Source organism: Chitinophaga sp. W2I13 (genome assembly GCF_050434005.1).
In the GTDB taxonomy this organism is placed as follows: Bacteria; Bacteroidota; Bacteroidia; order Chitinophagales; family Chitinophagaceae; genus Chitinophaga.
Genome location: NZ_JBNPWD010000001.1, coordinates 78,678 through 90,516, shown reverse-complemented (window position 1 = coordinate 90,516; position 11,839 = coordinate 78,678). Strand labels below are relative to the sequence as shown.

At 48.1% G+C, this 11,839-nt stretch carries 7 protein-coding genes and 1 pseudogene; 3 read left to right on the top strand and 5 right to left on the bottom strand.

The features are described from left to right. Positions 1–22: 22 nt before the first annotated feature. The 5 genes from QFZ48_RS00320 to QFZ48_RS00300 are packed head-to-tail and all read right to left on the bottom strand — an operon-like array spanning position 23 to position 7,361. Entirely contained in the window at positions 23–2,884 is a 2,862-nt protein-coding gene (locus QFZ48_RS00320; protein WP_429060582.1) for a tetratricopeptide repeat protein, read from the bottom strand. A gap of 19 nt (positions 2,885–2,903) precedes the next feature. After that, on the bottom strand, positions 2,904–4,382 hold the full coding sequence (locus QFZ48_RS00315) for a glycosyltransferase family 2 protein (RefSeq protein WP_429060580.1): 1,479 nt from the start codon (positions 4,380–4,382) through the stop codon (positions 2,904–2,906). Positions 4,383–4,397: 15 nt separating this feature from the next. Continuing rightward, positions 4,398–5,831, bottom strand: a complete 1,434-nt coding sequence (locus QFZ48_RS00310; protein ID WP_429046593.1) for a glycosyltransferase — start codon at positions 5,829–5,831, stop codon at positions 4,398–4,400. Beyond that, positions 5,831–6,985, bottom strand: a complete 1,155-nt coding sequence (locus tag QFZ48_RS00305) for a HEAT repeat domain-containing protein (RefSeq protein ID WP_429060578.1) — start codon at positions 6,983–6,985, stop codon at positions 5,831–5,833. Before QFZ48_RS00305 ends, QFZ48_RS00310 begins: the two co-directional genes overlap by 1 nt. A gap of 4 nt (positions 6,986–6,989) precedes the next feature. Further along, positions 6,990–7,361, bottom strand: coding sequence for a response regulator transcription factor (locus QFZ48_RS00300; RefSeq protein ID WP_370911289.1), 372 nt, complete (start codon positions 7,359–7,361; stop codon positions 6,990–6,992). Positions 7,362–7,759: 398 nt separating this feature from the next. Here QFZ48_RS00300 and QFZ48_RS00295 point away from each other — a divergent pair. The 3 genes and pseudogenes from QFZ48_RS00295 to QFZ48_RS00285 form a co-directional block, all read left to right on the top strand. Further along, positions 7,760–8,125 (top strand): annotated as a pseudogene (locus QFZ48_RS00295) (CHASE3 domain-containing protein); the annotation flags it as partial. A gap of 96 nt (positions 8,126–8,221) precedes the next feature. Next, a complete protein-coding gene (locus tag QFZ48_RS00290) occupies positions 8,222–11,005 on the top strand; it encodes a hybrid sensor histidine kinase/response regulator (RefSeq protein ID WP_429065437.1) in 2,784 nt (927 codons plus the stop codon). A 20-nt stretch (positions 11,006–11,025) separates the two neighbouring features. Beyond that, entirely contained in the window at positions 11,026–11,835 is an 810-nt protein-coding gene (locus QFZ48_RS00285; protein WP_429065435.1) for a CheR family methyltransferase, read from the top strand. Positions 11,836–11,839 lie beyond the last annotated feature (4 nt).

Sequence of the window (11,839 nt, the reverse complement as noted above, 5' to 3'; positions counted from 1 at the left end):
AATTCTGCACATTGTAATTCCGTTAAAATTTACGCTGAAGCGTTACATAAATATCGTACTGGTTCTGGTACCCGGTATCACTGATCTTCTGGTTAATCCAGGTGCCGAAAAGTCCGAGTGTGGTCCGGTACCGGATCATTTTCTGGTAGCCTGCACCAATGCTATGTGTCAGTAAACCGGTAAGATTGGGAAAGTTAATCAGCCGGCTCCTGTCGTCCGGAGAGGTACCTAATCCTGCTACTACCTGCAGATAGTCCTGCCGCCGGTTCATAAAATAACGGGTGGTGAGATTAAAGGACGTGTAAAAATCAGAAGATTCGCTGATGGCATATCCCCGCAGGTTTACCCAGAAATCGCCGAAAGGCTTTGCCACAGAAACCACACCGGAAATGCTATTGGTACTGTCCAGGTTCAGGTAACGGCCTCCCAGTTCCACTTCTATATCTTTTTTAAAGGTCTTGAATATCGAGTAGGCTGCCCGTAATTGTGGGAACACCGTTTTGTTGGAGTAAGCCAGCATACCATAAGAATACAGTTTAGGCGTGTGGGTGTAATACATTTCTGCCAGTCCCTGTAAGCCATTGCCGGTTTTTCTGCCGGCATAGTTCAACTGCACCGCGTAAGAGCCCCGTTTGATGTAGCGCCGGTATTCAATAGTGGCAATGTTATATTTGTCGGACATGTAATCATAGCTGGAGTTGAGGTAATACAATCCGAACTGGTTCTTCAGTGTTTTACTCGCCAGGTAATCACGGTAGTCGGTATTCACGGCAGTGGGTTGCAGCTTTACGATCGAATCAGCTACCAGTGCGGCGGCCGTGAAATCTTTTTTATTCTCCAGGGTGATGGCCCGTTTCATTAAAAAGGTTTCATTGTCCGGGTAATATTTTATTCCCTGCGCGGTGTAGGCGAGGGCGCTGTCGTAGCGTTGCTGCCCGTTGAGGATATTGATACTGTACAACAGCGCCATTGAATCTTTCGGGCGCAAGGCCAGTACCTGGTTAAACGCGGCCAGCGCGCTGTCGGGTTGCTGATTACGCTGGTAATCAGTACCGGCCGACATCAGGCTGGTAAGGTATGCATTTTTGTATTTGAGTGTGTAGGGATAGCGGTTCACCAGGTCGGCGGTAATGGCAGCAGATTCGTTATACGCATGCATGTCCTGAAGCACGGATGCTTTTTTCAGCAGGAAATCACGGTTGCCGGGATACAAGGTCAGCGCTTTATCTGCAAAGTACAGGGCGCTGTCGGGCTTACCGGTGGCGCTTTGCATGTTGATCATATAATCGAGCGCCTCCTGGTTGGAAGGCACTATGGCCAGTACCTGTTCAAACTGTTGCTTGGCCAGGTCATATTCTTCTGCCTTCATTAAATTACGGCCTGCTGTTAAACGCATATCAACAAAGTTGTTGCTGAAGCGCTCATCGGAAGGATAGCGGGTTGCCAGTTCACCGGCAATGGCGGCAGCTTCTTCATACCTGCCGGCATCTGCCAGCACACCGGATTTTTTCAGGAGAAAAGATTCATTGGCCGGGTAATAAGTGAGTGCCTGGTCCAGTACTTTTAATGCAGCGGAGGTGTTTTTTTGAGAGATATAGGTATTGGCGAGGAGGTGCAGCACCGCAGAGTCGCCAGGACTTACCTTCAGGGCCGACTCAAAGGAGGCAAGTGCCAGGTCGTACTGCTGCTGTGCAAGGTATTCGCGCCCGGTGACGGTTTGCAGCTGTACCAGTCTTTCTTTGAGCACCGGATTGGGTGAGCGCTGATACAGTATCATTGCCAGTGCCGCGGCGCTGCCATACTTACGGTCACCTTCCAATACATCCATCTTCAATGCCAGCAGGTGGCTGTCGTTGGGATTGGCTTTCAGGCCCCTGTTAATCCATGCCAGGGCTTCCTGGTAAGCGCCACGGGCCATACTGTAACCAATGAGTTTATCGAGCGCTTCGCGGTTGCCGGGATTTTTTTCCAGCACACTGCCATAAAGCGTATAGGGGTCCATGTTAGCATAGTAAGTAGCGGCTTCCATGCGCAGGGAAGTTTCCATAGTGCGTGCTTTGGGATCTCCCGGGTACCGCCGTTGTATTTCCTGTAAGGTACTCAGCGCTTCTACATACGCGTGCATGTCTTCCAGTATGCTGAGCTTCCGCATGAGGAGGTCGTAACTGCCGGGATGAGCGGCAAGTTCATCATTCACCTGCTCCAGCGCCGACTGGTAATTTCCGCCCTTTAATGCCACGCCCAGGTTGGCTTCCCGCGCATCACGATTATGAGGATCAGCCAATAGTACCCGGTCGTAACTCTGACGTGCCATGCCGCTGTTGCCTAATTGCTGGTAGTACTTACCGCTTTGCAGGTAGTGTTCAATATAGGCATTGCGCACGGTGGTGTCTTCAGGATATTTGCTCATGATGGTTTCGGCCAGTTCATTGCCACGATATACTTTGTGCTGCAAATCCAGTATGCCCAGCTTCTTCAGCATAAATTCCCGGCTGCCGGGAAAATACGCCAGGGCTTCATCTGCATAACATTCCGCTTCTGCATATTTTCCCGTGGTAAGTTCTACATTGATCGCATAATAATAGGCATCGCGGTAACGCGGATTTTTGGCAAGTACTGCTTTGGTATATTTCCTGGACAGGTCATATTGTTTGGTGAGCATATACAGGCGCGCCAGTAACAGCTGCTGATCAATAAAATCAGGTTGTGCCTTCAGCGCTTCGTGCGATAAGCTGATGGCTTTATCATAGTGCTGCAGTTTTGTTTCCTGGACGGCCTGGTTATACAGTGCTTCTGCATTATTCTTCTGTTTTAAAATCTGCGCCTGCGTTTGCATCGCCCAACACACCAGTATTCCGGTTAACAGATGTTTTAATACAGCCATTTGCTTGTCATTTATAAGTTTATTTTTTCTTTCCAAATCCCTGTCTTTGCATATTTCCCCACGATGATTTTTTCCCCGTCAAGAAGAACCAGTATCCTCGCAGTGCAAAAAATACAATCAGCGGATGGTAGATCAGCGGTTCAAAAAGGGCCATCAGCGACAGTGAAATCACTTCCCGCCAGGTTTTGTAATAGCCGTAGGTAAGCTGGTCCCAACAGATGGCCAGCGTACTGATCATCACGGAGAACAGGTATACAAAGAGTAATAATATAAGTGCATAAGGCCAGTTTACCTGGTGCGTAATAATCAGGTAGATATAATAAAGGATACCGGTAAACTCTATGATGGGCGCCAGAAACTCGAAGAACAGGTTATAAGGCAACACAATCAGTCCGAGTTTCTTGTAACGCGGATTGAAAATGAGTTTCCGGTGCAGGGTGATGATCTCCGCCAATCCGCGACCCCAGCGGGTGCGCTGGCGGCTGAAAACTTTCATGTTCGGAGGGCCTTCGGTCCAGCATTGCGTGGTGGGAATATAGCGTATGGCGTATTTCAGTTTGTTATCGATCATAAATGCGCACATGCGGGTTACAATATCCATATCCTCCGCAAAAGAGCTGTGATCATAGCCACCGGCTTTGATAGCCACTTCTTTATCAAATAAGCCCAGCCCGCCGGAAACATTGGGTACACTGTTCATCACGCTCCATCCCATTTTCCCCAGCACGTAAGACCGTATATATTCCATTTCCTGGAAACGGGGCAGCACTTTTTCGGGGGGGCGTACCCGTATGATCACGCCTTCATCAATTTCCGTGGAGTTAGCTATGCGTAACGTAGCGCCGGTGGCTATCGCCTGTCGGCTGTCTTCCATCACATGCACATATCCGCACTGCGGACAAGGTTCCCCGATCTCTTTGGTTTTCTTATGCTCTTCATCCATGAATGGTTTGATCATACGGAGCAGCGTATCTTTTTCAATGATACAGTCCACATCTGTGTTCAGGAAATAGTCGAAGGCGGCCGCATTGATCCCTGCATTGGCAGCATCGGCTTTACTTTTACCATTTACTTTATCGACCACCAGCAATTTATCGTAGGCGGTGTTGGTAGATTTAAACAGTTGCCGCACGGGTTGTGTTACTATCCTTTCGTTGTAGGCGAAATCCACGGGCACCAGTTCAAATTCCATAATCAGCTTTTCCAGCGTATCGTCTGTACTGCCATCGTTTACAATGATCACTTCATAACGTGTATAGTTCAGCGTCAGGAGCGAACGTACATTCATGATAATGGTAACGCTTTCATTGTAGGCAGGCGCAATCACGGATATGCCCGGCGTGAGCGGGGAATCGAGCAGGTGATTATAGTCGGTGAAACTGCTTTTTTTACGGAAACGGATAATACCACGGTAAGACAAATACGCCAGCAAGGCGTACATGCACAACAGTACGCAACCATATATAAATACGCCTCCTTCAAAAATTGTTCTGAGCATAGCACACTGTTTTCTTTATTTCTTCTTTTTTCCAAAGCCTTGCCGCTGCATATTTCCCCACGTACTTTTTTTGCCCGTCAGGAAATAATAATATCCCCGCAGGGAAAAAAATACAATGAGCGGATGATATAGTAAAAACTCCATAAAAGGTGTCAGGCACAAATAGGCTACCTCCCACCACTTCTTATAATAACCAAAAGAAAGCTGATCCCATAGGATAGCGATAGTGGTGATCATAACGGCGTATGTATATACGAAAAGCAGCAGCAACGATGCATAAGGCCAGTTTACCTGGCCGGTTACGGCGAGGTATATATAAATAATGACACCACTGAACTCTACCAAAGGCGCCAGTAATTCAAAGAAGAAGTTAAAAGGAAATACGATCAGTCCCATTTTTCCATAGCGGGGATTCAGGAACATACTGAAATGGGCATACATTAGTTGAGCCAGTCCGCGTGCCCAGCGGGTGCGCTGCCGGCTGAATATTTTTACAGAAGCCGGTCCTTCCGTCCAGCAGAGGGTTTTGGGAATATACTTCACTGCATAGTCAATCTGATTGTCGTGTGCATAGCGGCACATCCTGGTAAGCAATTCCATATCTTCCCCGAAAGAGCTGTGGTCATAGCCTCCGCAGCGGGTGGCTACTTCTTTATCAAATAAACCCAGTCCGCCGGAAACGTTGGGTACACAATTAATATAGCTCCAGCCCATTTTCCCCAATACGAAGGAACGGATATATTCCACCTCCTGGAAGCGGGGGAGCAGCTGCCGGGGAGGCCGCATACGGATCAGCACTCCTTCGTCAAAGTCGGATGAGTTGGCGATGCGCAAAGTGGCGCCAACGGCAATCACCTTTCTTTTTTCTTCCTGCATTACCGGCAGCGCCAGTTCCAGCAAGGTATCTTTATGAAGGATACAGTCAACATCGGTGCAAACAAAATACTTAAACGTGGCGATGTTGATCCCCGCATTCACGGCATCAGCTTTACTTTTACCATTCACTTTATCAATCACCATCAGGGCAGAATAAGCGGGGTCAGTGGATTTATAGATCTTCCGCACAGGTTGCGTCAGTATCCTGGGGTTATAGGCAAAGTCCACCGCCACCATCCTGAATTCCGAGACCAGCTGTTCCATGGTATTATCGGTGCTGCCATCGTTGATGATAATGATTTCATAGCGTGGATAGTTGAGCGTAAGGAGCGACCGCACATTGGAAATAATGGTGAGGCCTTCATTAAAGGCAGGTGCAAGGATAGTAAGACCAGGCGCCATCGGCGAGCTGGCCAGTATGTCGAGCTGATGTTGGGTGCTTTTCCGGGTGTAATGGCGGATAGCCAGCATCGACAGCAGGGCCAGTAAGGCGTATACCAGTAGTAAAACCAACCCATATACGAAAAGTGTATTTTCGTAGGCCCTGCCCAGCCATGATAAAATGCCCTCCATCAGTATTTAATTAAAGGGTTCATACAATGCTTCAGTATCAGCAGGTTTTCGCGATTAGCGGTTTCCAGCAGTTCCTGTATTACGTTGCCGGCTAGCTGGTTGTTTCGTACCAGGGATTTGGCGGCAGCTTTGCGCAGATCGAAGTTGGTAGAATGCAGGAATTCCTGCTTCAGGAAGTCGATCTGACGTCCGCTGCTGATGCGGCCTATGGCCTTCAGTATTTCGATCTGGCATTGCAGTGGCTGGCTGCTGTACATGGATACCAGCCTGTCTTCCACGTCGGGGACCTTTAGTTTACCAAGACAATTAATGGCGTCTGCGCGCAGGTAATGATCTTTCGTGTCCAGCAGCTGGGTTACTGCAGGTACAGCGGGCAGCTGGTTATAATGAACGATCAGTTTCAGGCAAAAAGAAACCACGCTTTTATTGGAAGAGTAGGTGACCCACCTGGCGAAGTTGGGAATGGAGATATCTTCCGTAGTGGTAATGATCCGGAATAATTCCACCTGGTCCCACATCAGCAGGGGATCGGTTACCACATCAAAGAATTTAAAGGGCTCATTTTTACTGAGCTTGATATACGCATGCCGCGCGGCGGCACGTAACTCACGGTTACGGCTATTCGTTAATGGTAGAATGGTTACATCTGCCACGGGGATATCCATGTCGATGAACTCTGTCAGTGCCCGTACTTTCCGGGCCCATTTGGGCGACTTCATCTGCTTCATGGTATCCTTGCTCAGTTCCAGCTGGATGTACAGGTTGCGCAGCAGGTGGCCGGCATTGCCTCTTACATTGCGGCGGAAATGTATAATGCGGTCCGTGGTAGCCTGCCTGGCCCATTTCTTATGTAAAGGCAGTTCCTGGAATCCATCCAGGTTCAGCTGTATCTGGCTGGCCGGTGTGCCTGCGGCTACTTCGGGATTAGCCATGATCTCATCAATGATCAGGTTATCGATCTTTGGGAGCAGGTAATCCAGTCTTTTTCTCCGCTGATGCCCCAGGAACCGGCTTCTTAATATAGAAAGATAAGCCAGCAGGGTAACCAGGACAGCCACTATAATAAATATCATTGCCAGCCTGATGGCCAATGGCGCTTCCCTGAATGTGCTGAGCGCGGGATCCAGGAAAGCAGGAATGGGTATATCGAACATGCAGCTATTTATTCTTCATTAACAATCTTTTGACCCTGATCAGTAATTCTGCAGGTATGATCGGCTTCTTCAGGAAATCATCTGCTCCCAGTTTAAAGCCCTCCATGATCATGTCTTCGTTACCGGCATTGGAAACAATAATCACCGGGATCGGCCTGGGCTGGCTCTTTACCCGGCTCAGAATTTCAAACCCGTTGGCATACGGCATCATAATATCCGTAATGATCAGGTCATAACCGTAATTGGTGGCTTCCAGTTTTTCAAATGCTTCTTTTCCGTTTGATACGTGGTCCAGCTCATACTCTGCAGAAGGGAGAATCCTTGCCACTATTTTGGGCATTATCTCATCATCTTCTACTAACAAAATTTTACTCATCGTGGCTGAATTTAATCCGCTAAACAAAACTGATATTTAATTGTTCGGCAGGGTGATACTTTTATTGTGTTTTCTAAAGATGCGCTTCGTGGTATTTGAAATGGCTGATGTTATATGGATATATACTTTAAAAATAAATGAATAGTTTTCCATTGATAAAAACAAATGGTTACATTACTGTTTAAACAGATTTATTGCTCCCCCCAAAGGTATTGAATGTGAGTGCATTTAGGTATTTTTATGCTATATTAAGGAATTAATATTATATGAAGATTTCATTAGTTAACAGACTGTACCTCGGATTTGCCGTTATTGTATTGCTTGTTTTACTCGGCGGATTTTTAACGTGGCAAACGTTTACCGAGCAAACAGAAGAGGCGGGATAGGTACAGCACACTTATCGCGTACTCAATGGTTCCGAAAGGGTACAGCGTTTATTATTTGATATGGAAGCTTCCCGCAGGGGTTTCCGGGGCACTTTTAATAAAAAATTCCTGCAACCCTATGAGCTGGCGCTTCCCAAAGTGCCGCCCGCCGTAAACGATCTGCGTACCATGGTAGCGGACAACCCGAACCAGCTAAAAAATATAGACTCCCTGGAAGATAATATCAATGCCCTGCTCAGCTACTGGAATGTACTGGATCATACCTTAGTACAGCAACGCTTCGAACAGAATGGGGACATTACAGAAAAAGAAACGCTGTTGATGGACAGGGTGCGGGCACAGGTAGGCAAGGTAAATGGAGAGGAACGCCGTTTGCTGGCTGTTCGCGAGAACGTAAAAAGCAGTTCTTTTACCAAAGCTGTCAGAACCCTGTTGATCAACAATGCATTCATCCTGCTGGTAGGTTCTATCCTCATGAGAGTCACCTACGCAGAGTTTAAACGCCGTCTGCGCGTGCAACAGGCGCTGAACCGCAAACTGGATGAAGTGGTGGAAATCAACGCCGCTGCCAATGAAAAGAACTGGATGCTGACTGGCGTCAATAATATGAACGACAGCCTCCAGGGCGTGAATAACCGCGATGAGCTGGTACGGAAATGCCTGCATACCCTTACTGCATTCGCGGATTTTACGGCAGGCGCCTTCTATTGCTACGACGATAAATACCAGGATCTTCGTTTGTACGCTGCTGTTAGCATGCCTGCTGCTATTCCACAGGCGGTGCCACTGAACGACGGTTTCCTGGGAACAGCCGTCTCCGGAAAGGAGATCCTCGTTATCAGCGACGTGCCGGCTAACTACTGGCAACTGAACTCTTCCAGCGGACACCTTCAGCCAGGCTCCCTGGTAATGATGCCACTGTGGATAGAAAATGAATTGCTGGGCGTTATTGAACTCGCCTCTTTCCGGAAAGTAACGCCTTTACAATTGCGGTTGCTGGAAGTATTGTCAAAAGATATAGCGGTTGCCGTTAATGCAGCCAATGCCCGCGAAAAGATCCTGCATCTGCTTCAACAGGTACAGGAACAAAGGGAAATCCTGATCAGCCAGCAGGAAGAACTGCGGCAGTCGAATGAGGAACTGAGCAGGCAGTCGGAAGTATTACAGGCATCTGAAGAAGAACTAAAGGTGCAGGAAGAAGAACTGCGGCAGGTAAACGCAGAAATAACAGAAAGAAATAAAGACCTGGAAATGGCCAGGGGAGCGCTTTCCCTCAAGGCTACTGAACTGGAAGCCAGCAACCGTTATAAATCAGAGTTCCTCGCCAACATGTCCCACGAACTGAGAACCCCACTGAACAGTGTGCTCATCCTGGCGAAAATGTTGCAGGAAAACAAAGATAAAAACCTCACAGGAAAACAAGTGGAGTATGCCGGTATCATCTATAAATCCGGTTCCGACCTGCTGCACCTGATCAACGATGTACTGGACCTGTCTAAAATAGAAGCCGGTAAAGTAGAGATGGAATTTGAAAATGTGCCGGTGCAGAGCATTGTGGAAGACCTTTCCGACCTGTTCGATGTGGTGTCGCACGAGAAGCAGATTTCCTTCGCCAAAAATTTAGCGCCGGATGTTCCTGCAGCTATCCATACCGATAAACTCCGGCTGTTACAGGTAGTCCGCAACCTGCTGTCAAACGCATTTAAATTTACACCAGCAGGAGGCGTGGTCAGTCTTTCCCTGTATGTAAGCACTCCCGGCACACTCTGTATCAGCGTTACAGATACCGGTCCGGGTATACCGGCAGACAAGCAGGAGCTGATATTCAACGCCTTTCACCAGGGAGATGGCAGTACCAGCCGTAAGTACGGTGGCACCGGCCTTGGCCTGAGCATCAGCCGGGAACTGACGCAGCTGCTGCATGGAGCGCTCCGCCTCGATCACAGCGGCCCTACCGGCAGCACTTTCACCATTGTATTACCGGTAAACGCTACCATACCGGGCGCAGTGCCGGTAACACCGGTAAAGGACATTGCCCCGCAGATACAATCTCCCGTTGCTGTGAACGACGACCGCGATAACCTCACCAAACAGGATAAACTGATCCTGATTATTGAAGACGACGTTCATTTTGCGGATATCCTGCGCGACTTTGCCCGTAACAAGGGATTTAAAACCATCGTGGCGCATAACGGGCAGGACGGATTGGCCTATGCCCGCAAATTTTTGCCGGTAGCCATTATCCTGGATATGAACCTGCCGGTAATTGACGGCAGCAGCATTCTCAAAATCCTCAAAAGCAGTGAGGAATTGAGTAAAATCCTTGTACATGTTGTAACCGGCGCAGATATACAGGCTATTAAGGAAGATAACATACATGGCTATACGAGGAAGCCGCTTGAACTGAGCGACCTTGAAGCAGTATTCACCAGCATCAGCGCACAACTGCAGGCACGGCTGAAAAAAGTACTGCTGGTGTCGGTAGGACCGCTGAGCGCAGGCGCCACACTTGAAACCATGAGTGCCGAAAGGAATCTTGGCAGCAGGTATGATATTGCCGCAGGCATTCCGGAGGCGCAGGCGTTGCTCGCCGGAACAAAGTATGATGCAGTAATAGTGGAAATTGGTAAGGACCTCCAGGCCGGTTTACAACAACTGGAAGCGCTGACGCAGATCCCCGAATCAGGTGATACGCCGCTCCTTGTGTACCTCGACCAGGATATTACCGGCAGCGAAGAGCAACAGCTGAAAAAGTATGCTTCTGCTATTGTGCGCAACTCCACGCATGCCACCGACCGGCTGATGGATGAACTCGAGCTTTTCCTTTACAAACTGCAGAAGAAAACAAACATAGAAGATACGGCCACTATCTGGACGGAAGGCAATCTTTCCGGCAAAACCGTGCTGCTGGCAGATGATGATATGCGTAATGTTTTTTCCATCAGCGCACTGATGGAAGAACAGGGTATTTCGGTGCTCACCGCCGCCGATGGCCGGGAAGCACTGGAAGTATTGCAACAGCATCCAACACTCGACCTGGTACTGATGGATATCATGATGCCGGAAATGGATGGTTATGAGGCTATGAGACATATCCGCGCTGACGCCCGGTTTCAGCAATTGCCGGTAATTGCCCTCACTGCCAAGGCAATGGCTGGCGACCGGCAGAAATGCCTGGAGGCAGGTGCATCCGACTATATCGCCAAACCCGTAGATAATATAAAGCTGCTTTCCCTGTTACGGGTATGGTTGTCATAAAAATTATATGGTAAGAGGAAATCAGTCATGGAGATTTTACAGAACTGGTGAAGATCATTCAACAGCGCTACGGGTATGACTTTTCAGACTATGCCAGCGCTTCATTGAAGCGCCGCTTCAGCCGCTTTACCGGCATGGCGGGAATAGACAGCGTCTTTGAACTGAAACACCGCCTGGTGAATGAAGAAAACTTCTTCAGGGAAATGCTGCAGTATATCACGGTGAATGTAACCGAAATGTTCCGGGACCCCTCGTTTTATAAGGTATTGAGGGAGCAGGTACTACCACGACTGGCATCTTACCCGATCATTAATGTATGGCATGCCGGCTGCGCTACAGGCGAAGAAGTGTATTCCATGGCGATATTGCTGGAAGAAGCCGGCTTGCTCGACCGCTGCAGGATATACGCCACAGATATCAATGAAGCCAACCTGGACAAAGCAGAAAGCGGGATTATTGCCCTGAAAGACATGAAAGAGTATACCGCTAATTATATGCGGTCCGGCGGTATCAACGATTTTTCCAACTACTATACGGCACGTTATGATAATGCGATCATCCACCCGGCCTTGCGGCGCAACATTATTTTTTTTCAGCACAACCTCGTGACAGACCAGGTGTTCAATGAATTTCAACTTATCTGTTGCCGGAACGTTTTTATTTATTTTAACAGAACACTGCAGAACCGGGTAGTAAAATTATTTTATGAAAGCTTAACTTCGTTAGGTTACCTGGCATTAGGGATTAAAGAATCACTATTATATAATGAAGAAAGGACAAAATTTGAAACAATAAACCAGGCTAATAAAATTTTCAGGCGTAAAATGTAAGAAA

Bases quoted from the DNA above. Each gene is read 5' to 3' on its own strand.
- QFZ48_RS00320 (WP_429060582.1), bottom strand. From the start codon at position 2,884: ATGGCTGTATTAAAACATCTGTTAACCGGAATACTGGTGTGTTGGGCG.
- QFZ48_RS00305 (WP_429060578.1), bottom strand. From the start codon at position 6,985: ATGTTCGATATACCCATTCCTGCTTTCCTGGATCCCGCGCTCAGCACA.
- QFZ48_RS00290 (WP_429065437.1), top strand. From the start codon at position 8,222: ATGAGAGTCACCTACGCAGAGTTTAAACGCCGTCTGCGCGTGCAACAG.
- QFZ48_RS00300 (WP_370911289.1), bottom strand. From the start codon at position 7,361: ATGAGTAAAATTTTGTTAGTAGAAGATGATGAGATAATGCCCAAAATA.
- QFZ48_RS00310 (WP_429046593.1), bottom strand. From the start codon at position 5,831: ATGGAGGGCATTTTATCATGGCTGGGCAGGGCCTACGAAAATACACTT.
- QFZ48_RS00315 (WP_429060580.1), bottom strand. From the start codon at position 4,382: ATGCTCAGAACAATTTTTGAAGGAGGCGTATTTATATATGGTTGCGTA.